Origin of the sequence: Enterococcus sp. HY326 (assembly GCF_026157065.1) — a bacterium.
GTDB lineage: Bacteria > Bacillota > Bacilli > Lactobacillales > Enterococcaceae > HY326.
Map to the genome: position 1 here is coordinate 332,408 of NZ_JANLGQ010000004.1, position 18,045 is coordinate 350,452.

An 18,045-nucleotide genomic window follows, 5' to 3' on the forward strand; every position below is an offset into this window, starting at 1 on the left:
GCCTTGTTGATTTTGACATATAGACCAATCTGTCAAAAAAATAAATTTTGAGAAAAATTTTGTGCAAGTTAAGGAAGATATTGTTATAATCTTTTATAAAGAAAAGAAGCTGGAGGTAAGCCGATGAAGCGCAATCGCGTTTTATATTTAGAAATTGCAGATGAGCTGCGGGAAGCCATCTATGCCGGAGTCTATCCTTTAAATAGTATGTTGCCGACTGAAACCGAGCTGGAAAAAAAATATCAAGTCAGTAAGATTACCATTCGTAAGGCGATTGAACTGTTGGCCGCCGATGAATATGTCGAAAAGAAAAGCGGTAAGGGCACGACCGTCATCAATAATCGCCCCTATAATAAATTGTCACGGGCGGCGAGCTTTACCGATATTTTAGAGCGTTCAGATAAAAATGTTGAAAAAAAGACGCTGGACTTTGAAACTTTAAAATTGACGAAAGACGATTCGCTGTTTCAATATTTTGGTGCCAAGGCTCTTTATCTAAGCCGGACTTATGCTATTGATCAACAGCCGTTTATCTACATCCAGCATTTTTTACCAGGCAATGTCAAAAAAATAGATCAGAAAAATTTTGCTGATTTTTCTTTGTATCGATTACTCCACAGCAATGGCTTTGAAATTGAACGCTTTAAAGATAGTTTTTCTGCAATTGTTTTGACGGAGGAGCAAAAAAAGATTTTGCAAACCGACAGCCAAATCGCTCTGCAGCGTAACCGCCAATCAATTGACTTTGACGGCAAAATTGTAGAATACTCCTTAGCAATTTACGATACGACGGCTTATCCTTATGAAATCGAATACGAAACCTAATCAGATACTATCCCATAATATTTTTTGGGATAGTTTTTTCTCGCTAAGATTTTCGCAATTTTAAGTAATAATTAAAATTTTTTCAGATTGCAAAACGTTTACAATCACAAAAAAATATGCTAAGCTAATAGCGTTGAAAGATTATAATGTTATAGAATTTTGATTTCTGGGAAAGCTGAAAGGAGTAAGTGACCCTTGCTAGATTTAATTATAAAAAATGCGCGGAATATTCATGAAGAAACAGTTGAAATTGGTGTTCAAGCAGGAAAAATTGCAACTGTTGCCAAAGAAATTACAGAGCCGGCGCTTCAAGAACTGCATCTGTCAGAAAATGAATATATTTCTGCTGGCTGGATAGATGACCATGTTCACTGCTATGAAAAAATGCAGCTCTACTATGATTACCCCGATGAAATCGGTGTGACTCAAGGCGTGACGACGGTAATTGATGCTGGTACAACCGGAGCAGAAAATATCGGTGATTTTGCGGAGCTTGCCAAGTGCACCAAAACAAATGTTTTTGCTTTATTAAATATTTCAAAGTGGGGCATTGTCGAGCAAGATGAATTGGCTGATTTAAGTAAAGTTCAGGCCGATTTGATTAACGAAGCGCTGGAAAATTATCCAGAATTTATTGTTGGGATTAAGGCTCGTATGAGTAAAACCGTCATTGGTGATAATGGGTTGACCCCTTTACAGATGGCCAAAAAAATTCAAAAAGACCACGCTCCTTTGCCATTGATGGTCCATATTGGTTCAGCGCCGCCGGAATTAGACGAGATTTTTTCTTTATTGGACCAAGGAGATGTAGTGACACATTGCTTTAATGGAAAAGCAAATGGAATTTATGACTGGCAAACCGGAAAAATTAAAGCTTTTGCTTGGGAGACCTTTAAGCGGGGAATTATTTTTGATATTGGTCACGGGACAGATAGCTTTAATTTTACGGTAGCTAAAGAAGCCTTTCAAGAAGGGCTGAAGGCGACGTCGATTAGTACAGATATCTATATTCGCAATCGTAAAAAAGGACCCGTCTTTAATCTGGCGACGACAATGGAAAAATTGCGAGTAGTCGGCTACAGCTGGCCAGAGATTTTAGAAAAGGTTACCGTTGCTCCAGCTAAAAATTTTAATTTAAACAGTAAGGGCGCCATCAAAGAAGGTTTGGATGCTGATTTTACGATTTTTAAATTTGTCGAGGCTGAGAAAGAATTAATTGATTCGAATGGCAATCAAGAAATTGCCAGTGAGCAAATCGTGCCGGTCAAGACAGTAATAGGAGGTCAGGTGTATGACAACGAGTTATCAAAAGTTTGATTTAAAGGAAGTAATCAATGCCTCCGGGCGGATGACAATCCTTGGCGTCTCAAAAGTTTCTGAAAATGTGTTAGCAGCTCAGAAATTTGGCGGTGAACATTTTTTTGAAATGGCCGACCTTAGCGAAAAAACCGGTGCCTACTTAGCCAACTTGCTAAAAGTGGCAGATGCTCAAATTGTTTCGTCGGCTTCTGCGGGCATTGCCCAAAGTGTTGCTGCTGTGATTGGTCAAGGTAGCCTATACCATATTTATCATCCTTATACAGAAAAAATTACGAAAAGAGAAATCATTTTACCTAAAGGTCACAATGTTGACTACGGTACACCAGTTGAAGTGATGGTTGCCCAAGGTGGCGGCCAAGTTGTTGAAGCCGGTTATGCTAATATGTGTACGCCAGAGCATCTGGAAATGATGATTTCAGAGAATACTGCGGCAATTTTATATATTAAAAGCCATCATACGGTTCAAAAAAGTATGCTGACAGTTGCTGAAGCTGCAGAGGTTGCCAAGCGCCATCAACTGCCATTAATTGTTGACGCTGCTGCTGAGGAAGATTTGTTTAAATACAGTGAAGCAGGGGCTGATTTGGTTATTTACTCAGGTGCCAAAGCAATTGAAGGGCCGAGCGCTGGTTTAGTTATCGGTGAAAAGCAATTGATTGAATGGGTCCGCCTGCAAGGGAAAGGAATTGGCCGGGCGATGAAAATTGGTAAAGATAATATTTTGGGCTTTACTCAGGCCGTTGAAGATTATTTGACAATCGGCTCGGAAGATGGTGCTTCGATGCAGGCTCGTTTAACGCCTTTCGTTGACGAATTGAATCAGATTCAAAATATCAACGCAAAAAGTGTGCAGGACAGTGCTGGTCGAGAAATTTATCGGGCGAGTGTAAAAATAACTGGACCAAAGAATGCTAAAGAAGTAATTAGCGAATTAAAAAGTCAAAGTCCGGCGATTTATACCCGTGAGTATCAGGCCAATAACGGCATTATCGAATTTGATATTCGTTCTGTTAATGCCCTTGAAATGAAGAAAATTATTCAGCGGCTGCAGGAAATTATGGCTTAGTGAAGCTTTAAAAGTTTAAACTTGAAAGGAAAGAAAAAATGTCATTACAACCCAATTATTTAGAAAATCGTTTGTGCTTAAATGTTTTAGCCAACTCAGTTGAAAATGCGCAGGCTTGTTACGAAGCAGCAGAAGGCCATGTGGTTTTAGGTGTGCTGTCAAAAAATTATGCCAGTGATGAATTGGCTATTGAAGATATGAAAAAATATCAAGCTGCTACAAATAACGCTTTGTCTGTCGGCTTAGGCGCCGGTGATCCTAATCAAAGTCAAATGGTTTCAAGAATTTCTGCTGTTTTGCAGCCTCAACACGTCAATCAAGTTTTTACTGGTGTCGGCACTTCCAGAGCACTCTTAAACCAAGAGGAAACCATCGTCAATGGCTTGGTTTCGCCAACAGGTAAAGTTGGCTTTGTTAATATTGCAACAGGTCCCTTAAGTTTGGCAGCGCCAGAGGGGATTGTTCCTATTGAAACAGCAATCAAATTATTGAAGGATATGGGAGGTAGCTCAGTAAAATACTTTCCGATGAAGGGCTTGGCCCACAAAGAAGAATATATTGCAGTCGCTGAAGCTTGTGCAGCCTATGACTTTTATTTAGAGCCAACTGGCGGAATTGATTTGGAAAACTTTACTGAGATTGTTCAAATTGCTGTAGATGCTGGCGTCAAAAAAATTATCCCTCATGTTTATAGTTCGATTATTGACAAAGAAACGGGCGATACCAAACCAGAAGATGTCAAAGCTTTATTAGGAATGATGAAAAAAACATTGCAATAAAATTTTTACGTAATTGAGTTTTAAAACTCTTGCAAATTTTGTTGCAAAAAATAATAGCTAAGCACCTTTATGACAGGCTAAAAGCCTAAAAGTCATGAAGGTGTTTTTGTGTTGTAAAAAATTTAGCAGTTTCTCAGTCGCTTTTATTTGACAGAAAAAATCTGCTTCGGTACACTGAAAAATGTAAAGATTACATTTGTAAACGAAAAGAGGAAAAATAATGAATAAAGCGGATGAAACGAAAAAAATGTCCAGCACTGAGCAACCTGTTGACAATGCTCAGCTGCAAAAAAATAATTTTAAAAATAATCTTGATGTCGAAATGCAAAAAGACATGCAAAACATGCAGGGAATGAATCATGATGATCATTCCAGTGAGCTGTCTAAAGATAATCACGAAGATAATAGCATGTCCATGCATCATCACATGCATCATGACGCAACAGAAAAAAATGCTAGCGTCTCTGCAGCAAAGGAAAATTTAGAAATGGATCACAACGCTCATCATCACGATATGAACGCAATGAATCACGCTGGTCATAAAATGAGCCATATGCATCACGGGGAAATGGCGATGGATGATATGGGGGGCATGGATCATTCAATGCACATGGGAAATTTTAAACAAAAGTTTTGGCTCTCGCTGATTATTGCTATTCCTATTCTTATTTTGTCTCCAATGATGGGGGTAACACTACCGTTTCAATTTACTTTTCCCGGTTCCAATTGGGTAGTGATGATTTTAGCCACTATTTTATTTTTCTATGGCGGCCAACCGTTTTTAAGTGGCGCCAAAATGGAATTGCAAATGAAAAGTCCCGGCATGATGACCTTGATTGCCATGGGGATTTCCGTTGCTTATTTTTATAGCATGTATGCTTTTGTTGTTGAATTAGTAACAGGGCAAATGTATATGGACTTTTTCTGGGAGTTGGCAACCTTAATTGTGATTATGCTGTTAGGCCACTGGATTGAAATGAGTGCCGTCAGCAATGCCGGCAATGCTTTACAAAAATTAGCTGAGTTGTTACCGAGTTCGGTAAAACGACTATTGAGTAACGGTCAAACGGAAGAAGTTCCACTAACGGCTGTCCACAATGGCGATATTTTATTAGTTAGCGCCGGCGACAAGGTGCCAGCTGATGGAGAAATTACCTCTGGCTCCACTAGCATTAATGAATCAGCTTTAACTGGTGAATCATTAGCCGTCGAAAAGAAAGTTGGCTCTAAGGTAATCGGCGGTTCTGTCAACGGCAATGGCGTTTTCCAAATGAAAGTTGCAGGAATCGGCCAAGACAGTTATCTGTCGCAGGTAATGGAAATGGTAAAAAAAGCCCAAAGTGAAAAATCCCGCTTGGAAAGTATTTCAGATAAAGTTGCCAAATGGTTGTTTTATGTTGCACTGGCTGCCGGTATTTTAGCCTTGATTATTTGGTGGATTGTCAGTGATTTTAGTATAGCATTAGAACGAATGGTGACAACCTTTATTATCGCTTGTCCCCATGCTCTTGGCTTAGCAATTCCTTTAGTTATTGCCCGTTCCACATCAATTGCCGCTAAAAATGGTTTGCTAATTAAAAATCGGAATGCCTTAGAACAAGCCAGTTCAATTGATATGGTTTTGTTAGATAAAACCGGTACCTTAACTGAAGGTAATTTTTCGGTGACAGGAGTCGAAATTTTTGCTGAAGATTATTCAAAAGAAGAAGTATTGAAGTATGTTGGAGGCTTAGAAGCGCAATCGAACCATCCGCTAGCAGAAGGGATTATGGACTACATTAAAAGTCAAAGCATTGACATCTATAGCGGCGGCACAGCGCAAGTTATAGCAGGTGTCGGGCTAAAAGGAGTCATTAATAATAAAAATGCCGCTATTGTCAATCAAAAAGAATTGGCAAAACGAGCTTTAAATGTGGATGAAACAGCTTTGACAGGTTATTTGAATCAAGGCAACACCATAAGCTTCTTGTTAATTGATGATCACTTGATTGCAGCGATTGCTCTAGGCGACACGATTAAACCGACTGCTAAAAACTTCATTCAACAGCTGAAAGCAAAAAATATTACGCCAGTGATGTTAACTGGCGATAATCAAAAAGCTGCAGCGGCTGTGGCAACTTATTTAGGTATGGATGTTTACCATAGTGAGCTGCTGCCAAATGACAAAGAAAAAATTGTCGCTGACTACGTTAAAGAAGGAAAAAAAGTGATGATGGTGGGAGATGGGATTAATGATGCACCAAGCTTAACCAGAGCAACCATCGGAGTAGCCATCGGTGCCGGAACCGATGTAGCGATTGATTCTGCTGATGTAGTTTTGACCGCCAGCAATCCGGACGATATTTTACGGCTTTTGGATTTATCAAAGAACACCCATCGGAAAATGGTGCAAAATCTTTGGTGGGCCGCCGGCTATAATATTGTGGCGATTCCTTTAGCGGCTGGTATTTTGGCGCCAGTTGGTTTCTTACTTAGTCCGGCGGTGGGGGCAATTATTATGTCCTTGAGTACTGTCGTTGTGGCTATCAATGCGCTATTGTTAAAATTATAAAAAGCAAAAAAAGCTGTAGACAACGTTTGGGCAGAAAGAATCTGCTTGAGTAGTTTCCAGCTTTTTTTGTAGATAAGGAAAAGAGAGTGATTAAGCACGTTGTAAGACCATGAAATTATTCAGGGTGTTTCAAACGGAGTTTAGCAACAGTTTTAAAAAAATATTCTTCAGCTTCTTCAAAGGTTAAAAACTTATAGCAACAATACTCTTCATCGGAAAAATGCACGACTAAATTTTGTAAACGAAGCAAAAAGACTGCTTCTTCATCTGTTTGAAATTCTTGAACTTCTTCCATAGGTCTCACCTCAAGGATTAGTTTAAGGCCTTAGCGAAAAAGACTCAATCTGCTCAATTTTCAAAAAAGTTAGAAATTTATTTATTTTTGAATAGATTAAAAAAGAATAAAGTAAGCCTCCAAAGAAAATTGATTTAACAAGGCTTTTCCAGTATGGTTTCTGTAAAAAAACAAATTTTTAAATAATTGCGGATGTTTAAATCCCAAAAAGAGTTGCCATAAAATTCTCCAGCCGCTAAAATTAAAAGTTTGTCAAAAGAGCTAAATCTGTAAAAAGTATTTGGCATTACTGTTAATAAGTTGAGTTAGATAATTTGAGACTGATTACAAATTTTTTCACTATCATGCATAAAGTAAATTGGCTTTCAAGTAATCGACAAATTTTTCAATTTAAAAGCTTCCGTCAATTGCAGCGAGTTTCTCGCTAAAAGGAAATCTTGGAAAAAGAAAATAAAAAAACCACCACATGGGAGTGTGGTGGAAATGAAGGTTGTTATTTACTCTTGTAGGAGTAAGTATGAAAAACCAATTCGGGATAATTGGTTAACATAACTATACAATAGAACAGCTGTGGAAACATTAATGAATAGTTTTGTTTCACTAAGTTTTTTATTAGAAAAGAATGAAAACGATTTTATGGATTTGAGATATTCCTCCAAAATAACAACCAAAACGTTTTAAGGATTCCCGAGACTGTGCTAAAATTGAGTTTGTAAGAGAATAATCATGAGGAGGTTTTTGTTTATGACAAAAGTTGGAAAAGAATTACTGGCTCAATTGACTTCTGGTGCGGTGGCGGGTCCTTTTGTGACCATCATGTTAAACACCCATGTGTCTCATCAAGATGTTGAGAAGGATCAATTGAAGTTTAAAAATTTTGCAAAAGATGCAAAAAAGAAATTCTTGAAGAAATATCCTGAAAAAGATTGGGGTATCTTCCAAGATAAGATTGATAGAATTCTTGCTGACAGCTCTTTTTGGCGGAGTGCCACCACGAGTGTGGCTGTCGTTTTAACTGAAACGGAAGATTTTGTCTATCGCTTATCAATCAGAGTCGACGACCAATATTATGTAGGCGATCGGGCTTACTTATTGGCGATTATCAAAAATGCTCAGTTTAATTATAATTACAAATTATTGGCTTTAACCCGTGATACCATGAAACTCTATGATGTTAACAATAAAGTTGTCTCTGAAGTAGCTCTACCTGCAGGTGCGCCAATTGATGTGGTCACGGCTTTAGGCGACGAATTGACTGGTGGCAGTATTAATTACAGCACGGCATCAGGTGTCTTCCATGGCGTTTCAACAAAAGATGAAGAAGTTGAAATTGACTGGGTAAATTATTACCAAGCGGTGGATGATTTCTTGAAGGGCTTTTTGGTTGACGATAAAACGCCGTTATTTGTTTATGGCTTACCAGAAAATCAAGCGATGTTCAAAAAAATCAGCAAGCTGAGTTTTTATGACCCTTCTGTGGCTATTACTGGCTCGCCAGTACAGGTAAACACGAAAGACTTGGCTGTGGAAACAGAAAAGATTACAGCAGCTTTAAAAGAAAAAGAAGTGGCAGCATACAATAAACTATTAAATCGGAAATTTATCGATCAATTGGTGGACATTGACCAAGCATCGACTCAAGGAAAAATCTCCCATCTCTTTATTTCCACTAGCAATTTAATTGATGGCTTTGGCGAAGACCCTGATACTGAATATGATCGGCGCCAAGTTTTAAATGATATTGCGTATAACACAATCAGTGGCGGCGGTGAAGTATTCATTTTAGACCAACAAGATGCGCCAGATGAAAAGAGTCTGGCAGCCATCCTCCGTTATTAATTTTTTAAAGGAAAAGTTTGTTTTTTATTATTTCTGAACTGTAATTTTTAAGAAAGTTAATTAAATGAGACTTTCCACATAATTTCTGTAAGCCTTTAGATTTTGCCTAGCCTTTGCAGGGTAGCTGTGTTACAATTTAAGTCGTAGTTTGTGTTAGGTAATTATGGTAGTTTGTTTCCTTTTAAACATCTCCTATATTGACTCAGCATGGAATTGCAAAAACATCTTTTAGGAGGAATTTTTTTCATGGAAACAGGTACAGTAAAATGGTTTAACGCAGATAAAGGGTTTGGATTTATTACAGCAGAAAACGGTAGCGATGTATTCGTTCACTTTTCAGCTATCCAAACTGACGGCTTCAAAACTTTAGAAGAAGGCCAAACTGTTAACTTCGACATCGAAGAAGGACAACGTGGACCTCAAGCAGCTAACGTTACTAAAGCTTAATTCAAGTAAACCTTTCAACCGGCGAGATTTTTCTCGCCGGTTTTTTAGTGTAAAATAAAGACGATAATCCAAGTTTTATCTTTTGAAAAAAATTACCTATAACCAAAAAAATAAAGTTAATTTATGCTTGGACATAAGCTTTACTTAGTCCGCAATATGCAAGTCTAACAGCTAGACTAAACCTATGGGAGGAGAGGTTAAAATGAAGGGTAAATATCAATATCATCAAATGAAAAAAAGTTATCCAATTGATGTGATTCCCCATGAAATTTTTTTAGAAGAAGGGCGCTCACATGAATCCTTGTCATTACATTGGCACCGCAGTATTGAGTTAGTCTTGGTTCAAGGCGATCCTATGACAGTCTGGAAAGAAGGAAAACATTATCTACTATCAGACGGAGATTTATTATTTATTAATAGTCAGGAAAGTCATGAGTTTATTATCGAAAAAGACCGAGATTATCACGGTGTCACGGTGATTGTAGCTTATGATTTTTTACAGCGGCAGATTGCCGATTTAACTTCTTATTATTTCTCATTTGCAGTGGATAGTTTAGTTCTGGAAAAAGTTCGCACGAATTTATGGCAGCTATTGAAGACCTTTCAGAATAATCAAGAGTGGAACACTTTTCAGTTGCATAGTTTAGCAGGTGAGCTGCTGTTTACCATCTTTTCTGACTGTATTTTCGATCGACAGTTTAAAAAATCTGATGAGGAAGAAAAGTATTCGAACCGCTATAAAACGGTTATTCGCTACATCAATGAGCATTTTTTTGAACCTGTGACCTTATCGGAAGTGGCCGAATTAGTACATTTAAATCCGGATTTTTTCTCCCGCAATTTTAAACAGTATATTGGAGTTTCCTTCAAGGATTACTTGAAAAAAGTTCGCTTGAATTTTGCGATTAATCTGATGTTGAGTGGTCAGAAAAATCTAGCGGATATCGCTCTGGAAAGTGGTTTTCCCGATCAAAAATCATTTATCAAAGCCTTTAAAGAAAGTTATCAGGAAACCCCAAGTAACTATCGTAAGAATTTTGGAAGTAAAAAAAAGGAATGAATTTCACGATAACAATCTAAAATAAATTGAATAAAGTAAGAAATTGGAAAGTTTAATCTCGAAAAAGGGAAAGACTTTCCTTCTTTGTTCCTCTATAATGAGAGCGCATTCAACTTGTTGTTTCGATTTAAAAAAAAAGTTTAATGAAAGCCGGCTAGACTTTTTTAAAATTTGAGCTACGCAGTTGTAACGCATTGGGCTGTTACTGACAAGCAACAAAGGAGGAAAATAAATGGCGACCAATTATAAAAATTTAGCCAAAATCATTATTCAAAATATTGGGGGTAAGGAGAATGTTCAATCCTTAACCCACTGTTTTACACGTTTACGTTTTGTGTTGAAAGACGAAGCGAAAGCCAACACAGATATTTTAAAAGGGACCGATGATATTGTGGATGTTATTCAACAAGGCGGACAGTATCAAATAGTAATCGGCATGAAGGTGGAAGAAGTTTATAACGAAATTATGCCGCGTTTAGGTTTGGCGGAGCAGGATTCTTTAGACGCAGAAGAGCAGCAGGACAAATCAGGCTTTAGTCGAATTATTGATACCATTTCAGGAATTTTTATGCCATTATTGGGTCTCTTAACGGCCTGTGGGATTATTAAAGGATTATTAGCAGTTTTAAGTGTCTCTGGACTCCTGCAAACAACTGACGGTACTTATGTCATCTTGAACGCAGTGGGTGATTCGTTATTCTATTTCTTCCCTGTTTTTCTTGGCTATACTGCGGCTAAAAAATTCAAGATGAATGAATTAGTCGGAATGGCTGTCGGAGCTTCTTTAATTTATCCGACAATTATCAGTTCTATTTCAGAAAATCCAATCAGCACTCTATTTAGTGGAACAATTATTGAATCTGGCGTACATCTGACCTTCTTGCAAATTCCAGTGTTGTTGTCTAATTATTCGTCAACCGTGATTCCTGCAATTTTAGCTGTTTGGTTTGCTTCAAAAATTGAAAAGCAGGTTAAAAAAATTGCCCCAGCTTCAATTAGAAACTTTTTTGTGCCATTATTCACTTTATTGATTGCTGTACCAGTGGTCTTTATTGTCGTAGGACCAATTGCGACTTGGGCCTCTGATATTGTCGGTGCTTTTGTTCAAGTGTTGTATAGTTTCAGTCCAGTTTTATTTGGAGCTTTTGTAGGTGGTTTCTGGCAAATTTTTGTTATGTTGGGTATTCATCAAGGCATGATTCCAATTGTTATCAATAATCTAGCGACATTGGGTTATGATACAATTTTTGCGGCCACTTGTACCGCTTCATTTACACAGTTGGCAATTTTAGTCGCAATTGTATTGCGAACGAAAAATAAACGCTTGAAAAATACAGCGACTGCCGCCATTTTCCCAGCGATTTTTGGAATTACTGAACCGGCGATTTACGGAGTTACTTTACCCCTTAAAAAACCATTCGTTATCAGTTGTGTGTCATCGGGTATCGGTGGTGCTTTAGCAATGGTCCTCGGTGTGAAATTTTACCAAATGGGTGGTCAAGGGATTTTTTCATTCCCTTGCTATTTAAATCCTGAATCTGGTAACTTTTCTCAGATTTTGATGAGTATTATTGCCATCGTGGTCGCAATGGCGATTTCGTTTATAGCAACTTTATTCTTATATCGAGACAAGCAAGCTACTGACGATAAGGTTGAACAAAAAGCCATTATTGAAAATTAATAGTCGAGGAGTCAATATGATTAATTTAACAGCAAAACCTTTTAACTTAAGTAAAGTTGCCGTAGCAGAAGTTAAACATTTAGTAGCCAATTTAACGATAGAGGAAAAAATTGGCCAATTATTTTGCCTCCACGGTGATTATCAAAATGAATCTGAAATTCGTGAAGTGATTCAAAATTATGCCCCGGGGGCAATTATGTATCGACCAGGAGACAGTCGTGAAATTCAAGAAATTCATCGCTTATTGCAGTCCTTCAGTAAAATTCCTTTATTGTTGGCCGCTAATTTAGAAGCGGGGGGCGATGGAATTGGCAATGATGGCACTTTTTTTGGTCGAGCCATTCAAGTTGCAGCGTCTGAAAATCCAAAGCATGCCTTTCGCTTAGGCAAAGTGGCGGCTGTTGAAGGTGCGGCTGTCGGATGCAATTGGTCTTTTGCACCGGTGATTGATATTAATTTCAATTTTGCTAATCCAATTACAAATGTCAGAACGTTCGGCTCAGATGGTCAGCGAGTGGCGGATTTAGCAACGGCCTACACAGAAGCTTGCCAAGCAGAAGACGTCGCTGTTTCAATAAAACATTTTCCCGGTGATGGCGTAGATGATCGTGATCAGCATTTACTGACCTCAGTCAATCATTTATCAACAGAAGAATGGGATGCAACCTTTGGTAAAGTTTATCAGCAATTGATTAATGCAGGAGCGAAAACGGTAATGGCTGGGCATATTATGCAGCCAGCTTATTCTAAAAAAATTAATCCAAATTTAGTGGACAATGAAATTTTACCAGCGTCATTATCCAAAGAATTACTGACGGATCTTTTGAGAAACCAATTAGGCTTTAACGGGCTGATTGTGACAGATGCAACCAATATGGCTGGCTTTAGTGCTTGTGGCAAGCGAGCTGATTTATTGCCACAAGCAATTAATGCTGGCTGTGATATGCTTTTATTTACACGAAATTTAGCCGAAGATTATCAGATTATCCGGCAAGCTGTCTTAGATCAAGTAATATCAACAGAACGCTTAGACGAAGCTGTGTTAAGAATTTTGGCCACGAAAGCGTCATTAAAACTGTTCACGAAAGCTGAGTTAGTGCCAACCGAGAGTGCTTTAAAAAAACTTAAATCTGCCGAGCATAAGCAGTGGGCCTATGAATTAGCTGATGAATCGATTACCTTGGTGAAAGACACACAAAAATTGTTACCTCTTACACCAAAAAAATATCCTAAAATTTTATTAATCGTTTTGGGGGATCTCGTTAGTGCGAGTGGCAAACCGCCAGTTAGTCAAAATTTTAGACAACATTTAGAAAAAGCTGGATTTTCAGTTGAAGTTTTTAATGAAAAGGACCATAAGGAGCTCTTCTTGAAGGGGACCGTTGCCGAGTTAACGGCTGCATATGATTTGATTCTTTATTTTGCCAATATTAAAACAGCTAGTAATCAGACAACCGTCCGTATCAATTGGATGCCACCGATGGGCGTGGATGTTCCTTGGTTTGTGGAGGAAATCCCGACAATGTTTATCTCTGTGGCCAATCCCTATCATTTACAGGATGTGCCAATGATTAAAACTTATATTAATGCCTATACCGCCAATGAGTTTAATCCTGAAACTTTAGTGGAGAAGATAACTGGCAAAACGCCATTTAAAGGTAAGAGTCCCGTGGATGTCTTTGCCGGTTATTGGGATGCAAAATTTTAACTGATTGGAATTTCTAAGTCTTAGGCTAGTATCGCATAGTTTTTTGATTCATGATTTTATGTAAAAGCATATACGAAATTACTCCGCCATTTAACTGAAGATGGCGGAGTATCTATTTTTAGTTGGAATATCATAAAGAAGTAAGAAAGTTGATTGCTAAAACTAGACAAATGAAAGTTTTTTTTCTGAAATATCTTTTTCTATTGACTATGTGGTCAGAGTTAGGTTTTAGTGAAACATGATGGAATAATTTTAAGCATCTCGAGTTTTCTTTTATGATCTTGCTTAGCATCTCAAATGGAAACTCGAAATGTTTATCTGTGCAAGAAAAAAAAGACTGATAGGATTTTTCCTATCAGTCCTAGATATGCAGAGCCTTGATAAACTATTTACTAAACCAATAGCTGATTTATGGGAAGCACTTTGCACATGGGGTTAAACCACGGGCTAAAGCCTCATCCAAGGTCGCTTCTGAATAATTGCCGTTCCCGCATTTATGGGTATGATATTTTTTGCCGGTGGGTGTCACCATTACCATTTGAGCGGTCGGCGTTTGGGCATTTGCATTTTCCTCTGCGGCCGCTGCGGCTTCGGCGGCGGCCGTTGCAGCCGCTTCTTCCGCAATTCTTTGCTCTTCTGCTTTTTTATTCGCAATCGACTGATTGACTTGTTCAATTCGATTTGTTAAGTCTGTATTAGTAGTTGGTAAGGCAGCCAACAAAGTGACTGCTTGATTATAATCCTCATCATTTAAAGATTGTTCGGCCTTTTCGACAGCAGCAAGGGCATCGGCAGTCTGCTTCTCTACTTCTTCTTTTTTAATCACATTTTCTTCGATGCTGGTAACACGACTAGTTAGAGCTGATTTATTAAGTGTTGCTTGCTCTAATTTTTCTTGAGCAATTGTTAAATTTGTTCTTGTCGGATCAGTCTCGGCAGCTTCAATCGCTGTAATAATCGGCAAATGCTCTTCAATAATCGCAAGTCGCTCACTAATATCTGAGTATTCTTTACTAAGACTAGCAATTAAAGTAAAGGCTTGGTCGTAATTTTTTTGATTTGGATTTTTCTCCGCTAATGCAAGCACCGTTTCGGCATCGGCTCGTTCAGTAGTTTCAATGAAGGTCGAAGAAGGGCGAACCAGGACTTCTTTTTTTAGTTCATCGCCGTTAAAGTCGATGGTGACGACAACATTTTTATCGGTTAAACTTGTTAAACTAATTTCATGGTTGAAGCTTCCATCGTCTGTTTCAATTGTTTTCTCATCAATTTTTACAGTGCTGTCAGGATTAGTTTCCCCACTAATCGTGGCAGTGCCGGCTTCACTCGTTGTGATGGAAGCTTTTTCTATCGTCAAAAAAGCTTCTTCGGCATTACAGCCAGTTAGTAAAGCTAAAAAGACAATCATCCCTAACCAAAAACTTTTCTTTCCCAAAATCTTTTTCATGACAGTTCCTCCCTTATTAAAAAATTTCCGCTTAACTTTTTTATTTTTGATAAATAGTTCTGCAATAATTATATCATTTAGAAGTAAACGTTTGCACAATATACTGAAATAAAAAGTCTTAAAATGATGAGTTGCGTAACTTAATTAAGAAAAAACTCTAGTCGTCTCCCTCTTACAATTTTTGATTTTTATAGTATAATTTTTGAGGATAACTAGGGAGGTTTCTGATGAAGTCAAGAACATATGCGGTTGTGGATATTGAAACAACCGGCACAGATCATAAAACAGATCGCATTATTCAATTTGGCTGTGTCTTAGTTGAGGATGGGGAAATTGTCTCCCGTTTTGCCACGGATATTAATCCGGATCAAAAAATTTCCAAACAAATCCAAAGTTTGACTGGCATTACAAATAGCCAGGTGCAAAAAGCGCCTTATTTTGAAGATGTTGCCTTAACAATTTATAACTTATTGGCGGATACCACTTTTGTGGCCCACAATATTTATTTTGATTATAACTTTTTAAATGCAGAATTAGTCCGCTGTGGTCTTCCGGAATTAGCAATTCCCGGCATCGATACCGTGGAGCTGGCGCAGATTTTTTTGCCGACCGAAGCGAGTTTTCGTCTCAAAGATTTATCCGATTCTCTCGGTTTGGTCCATGAAAATCCTCATCAAGCAGACAGTGATGCGGAGGTGACCGCCCAATTATTTATAAAGATTACTGAAAAAATCCGTTCGCTGCCGGTTGTGACCTTGCAGAAAATTTCCGAATTAAGTTCATTGACTGGGATGGAGACTAGTCAGTATATCAGTGAGTTAGCAGCTGATGTAGAAAATCAGGAACCTGAATTAGCAGAACATTTGGAAATTGTTGCCGGCATTGCCTTGCGGAAAAAAACGGTGAATTTATTTTCCTATAATCTTTTTGGCCAGCAGGAGTATCCTAAATCCAATGCCGCAAAACGAAAATTATTTAATCAGGATTTAGAATTGCGCAAAGATCAAGGCGTTTTGATGAATCAGGTCTATCGTCATTTCACAGATAAAGATAGTGAGAAAAATTTACTGGTGGAAGCCGCACTAGGTATGGGAAAGACGATTGGCTATTTATTGCCGTTGAGTTTTCTGGCAACACCGGAAAATCCAGCAATTATCAGTACAGCTTCCATTGTCTTGCAACAACAGATAATGGATAAGGATATTCCTTTGCTGAATCAAGTTTTACCCCAAGAGATTCAAGGGACTTTGGTTAAAAGTCCCCGCCATTTTTTAAATCTGCAAAGTTTTCAGGCGACCTTGGCATATCCGGTTTCACAAAAGCAATATGCCCTTTATCAGATGGCGGTGTTGGTTTGGCTGACTGAAACGGCGACCGGCGATTTTGAAGAGCTGCAGATGACGAATTTGAATCATGCTTTTTGGGAAGACGTGGCTCATCAAGGACTTAATTATTTAGCTGAAAGTCAAGAGCTCTATCAAGAGGATTTTCTTTTGCATCTGCATCGCAAAATGGCTCAAAGTAATTTTTTAATTGTCAATCATGCTTATTTGTCCTATGAGTCTTTAAGAAATTATTTCCAACTACCAAAAAGTTCGTATCTTCTAATCGATGAGGCCCATCATTTAGGCGATGATTTAGAAAAGGCCAGTCAGCAACGGCTATCACTGGGTTCCTTTCAGAAAAAAGCCCATCATCAACTTGCAGAAGGCCAATTTTTTGATGAGCTGCAAAAGCTGATTGCCAAAAGTCCAAGCTTTGCTGAGGCCGATCGGGATGTCTTTCAGTTGTATCGTCAAAGTGTTGAAGATTTGTTGGAGGAACAGCAGGATTTTGCTAAGGAATTGCTGCGCCTCGTTAAACGGCCGCAGCAGCGCTTTGCGGTTGAAGAAGTTATAACAGAAGAAGATTTTGAATTGCTGTCTGATTTTGGCTTTAGTAAATTGAAGTCTCTAAAGGCTCTTTATCAAGATATTTTACTTTTGCAGCAGCGTTTAGAAACCATTTTGCAGGACAATCTTGAACATTGGACTCTCTATCAACGGAAACTTTTTAGCACACTCGCTAATTTTTTTCAGCGGATTAAACAGCAGACTGAATTTTTTACCCTTTGGACGGAAAATTGGCAGGGGCGTTATGTTCACTGGTTGATTCGTGAGAAAAATAATAGTTTGAGTTTAATGCTTTATGATTATCAAGCGGCAGTTTTAAAAGAAACCAAATGGTACGAACGCTATCAAAAAATTCTTTATATCGGCGGAACAATTCGCGTCGGCAGTGATCGCCAATACTTTCCCAAGCGCTGGGGCTTAAACGATGCGAAAGTTAAAATTATTAAAAGTCCATATGATTACAGCCAGCAGGCCCGCTTGTTTGTGCCTAAGGAAGCTGTTTTTGCTAATCAGATTGAACAGGTCGATTTTATTAATTTTCTAGCAGAAACGTTATTGGAAATTGCCGACAATCAGCAGGAACGGATTTTAGTCTTGTTTACCTCCCATGAGGTTTTACAGCAGGTTTATTTCCGAATCCAAGGCCGCTTGTTAGATAAAGGGCGGGAATTATTTGCCCAAAATATTAATGGTACCCGGGAAAAATTATTGAAGCGTTTCTTTTTATCTGATTCTGGAATTCTTTTAGGGGCAGATAGTTTTTGGGAGGGCATTGATTTGCCTGGAGATACCTTGAAATTATTAATCGTTACTCGGCTGCCCTTTGATAACCCACGGCGGCCTTTGACCAAGGCCCGCAATCAGTATTTAGAGAGTCAGGGGATTAATCCTTTTTATCAGGAATCGCTGCCGAAAACCGCTTTAAAATTGAAGCAGGCTTTAGGGCGGTTGATTCGCTCTAAAAAAGATTACGGCGTGATGATTGTACTGGATCGCCGCTTGGTTTCTGCTAGCTACGGGAAACGGATTATCAAAGTTTTGCCGGAGGACTTGCCAATTGAAGAGTTGGCTTTGACGGATTTATTAAGTGCAACCAAGGATTTTCTAGAAAAAAAGAGTAAAAATTTCTAAAGCG

13 protein-coding genes are annotated in these 18,045 nt (G+C 38.4%); 11 read left to right on the top strand and 2 right to left on the bottom strand.

Features of this window, described 5'->3' with window-relative positions; translation table 11 throughout:
• The first annotated feature begins 123 nt into the window (after window positions 1-123).
• The 5 genes from ORH16_RS12275 (at window position 124) to ORH16_RS12295 (ending at window position 6,541) form a co-directional block, all read left to right on the top strand.
• The gene (locus ORH16_RS12275) at window positions 124-825 is read left to right on the top strand and encodes a GntR family transcriptional regulator (protein ID WP_265459127.1); all 702 of its coding nucleotides are present in this window, start codon (window positions 124-126) and stop codon (window positions 823-825) included.
• 195 nt (window positions 826-1,020) lie between these two features.
• Entirely contained in the window at window positions 1,021-2,142 is a 1,122-nt protein-coding gene (locus ORH16_RS12280; RefSeq protein WP_265459128.1) for an amidohydrolase/deacetylase family metallohydrolase, read from the top strand.
• The gene (locus tag ORH16_RS12285) at window positions 2,117-3,211 is read left to right on the top strand and encodes a DgaE family pyridoxal phosphate-dependent ammonia lyase (RefSeq protein WP_265459129.1); all 1,095 of its coding nucleotides are present in this window, start codon (window positions 2,117-2,119) and stop codon (window positions 3,209-3,211) included. Before ORH16_RS12280 ends, ORH16_RS12285 begins: the two co-directional genes overlap by 26 nt.
• Before the next feature lie 38 nt (window positions 3,212-3,249).
• Window positions 3,250-3,990: a 2-dehydro-3-deoxy-phosphogluconate aldolase gene (gene dagF / locus ORH16_RS12290; protein ID WP_265459130.1), complete on the top strand. Its 741-nt coding sequence runs from the start codon at window positions 3,250-3,252 to the stop codon at window positions 3,988-3,990.
• A gap of 352 nt (window positions 3,991-4,342) precedes the next feature.
• A complete protein-coding gene (locus ORH16_RS12295) occupies window positions 4,343-6,541 on the top strand; it encodes a heavy metal translocating P-type ATPase (protein ID WP_416207861.1) in 2,199 nt (732 codons plus the stop codon).
• Between the two features lie 115 nt (window positions 6,542-6,656).
• Here ORH16_RS12295 and ORH16_RS12300 read toward each other — a convergent pair whose 3' ends face one another.
• Window positions 6,657-6,836: a hypothetical protein gene (locus tag ORH16_RS12300; protein ID WP_265459131.1), complete on the bottom strand. Its 180-nt coding sequence runs from the start codon at window positions 6,834-6,836 to the stop codon at window positions 6,657-6,659.
• 744 nt (window positions 6,837-7,580) lie between these two features.
• On the opposite strand from ORH16_RS12300, the gene ORH16_RS12305 reads away from it, so the two are divergent.
• The 5 genes from ORH16_RS12305 to ORH16_RS12325 all read left to right on the top strand — a co-directional run bounded on the left by ORH16_RS12305 (window position 7,581) and on the right by ORH16_RS12325 (window position 13,571).
• Window positions 7,581-8,675: a hypothetical protein gene (locus tag ORH16_RS12305; RefSeq protein ID WP_265459132.1), complete on the top strand. Its 1,095-nt coding sequence runs from the start codon at window positions 7,581-7,583 to the stop codon at window positions 8,673-8,675.
• 246 nt (window positions 8,676-8,921) lie between these two features.
• Window positions 8,922-9,122 carry a cold-shock protein gene (locus ORH16_RS12310; RefSeq protein ID WP_265459133.1) on the top strand — a complete coding sequence of 67 codons (201 nt, stop codon included), beginning with the start codon at window positions 8,922-8,924 and terminating at the stop codon, window positions 9,120-9,122.
• A gap of 202 nt (window positions 9,123-9,324) precedes the next feature.
• A complete protein-coding gene (locus ORH16_RS12315) occupies window positions 9,325-10,182 on the top strand; it encodes a helix-turn-helix domain-containing protein (protein ID WP_265459134.1) in 858 nt (285 codons plus the stop codon).
• Window positions 10,183-10,414: 232 nt separating this feature from the next.
• A complete protein-coding gene (locus tag ORH16_RS12320; RefSeq protein ID WP_265459135.1) occupies window positions 10,415-11,863 on the top strand; it encodes a PTS transporter subunit EIIC in 1,449 nt (482 codons plus the stop codon).
• A gap of 16 nt (window positions 11,864-11,879) precedes the next feature.
• The gene (locus ORH16_RS12325) at window positions 11,880-13,571 is read left to right on the top strand and encodes a glycoside hydrolase family 3 protein (protein ID WP_265459136.1); all 1,692 of its coding nucleotides are present in this window, start codon (window positions 11,880-11,882) and stop codon (window positions 13,569-13,571) included.
• A gap of 409 nt (window positions 13,572-13,980) precedes the next feature.
• On the opposite strand, the gene ORH16_RS12330 is transcribed toward ORH16_RS12325, so the two are convergent.
• Window positions 13,981-15,018, bottom strand: a complete 1,038-nt coding sequence (locus ORH16_RS12330; protein ID WP_265459137.1) for a hypothetical protein — start codon at window positions 15,016-15,018, stop codon at window positions 13,981-13,983.
• 227 nt (window positions 15,019-15,245) lie between these two features.
• On the opposite strand from ORH16_RS12330, the gene ORH16_RS12335 reads away from it, so the two are divergent.
• Window positions 15,246-18,041 (top strand): helicase C-terminal domain-containing protein, encoded by a 2,796-nt coding sequence (locus ORH16_RS12335; protein ID WP_265459138.1) that lies wholly within the window; start codon window positions 15,246-15,248, stop codon window positions 18,039-18,041.
• Window positions 18,042-18,045 lie beyond the last annotated feature (4 nt).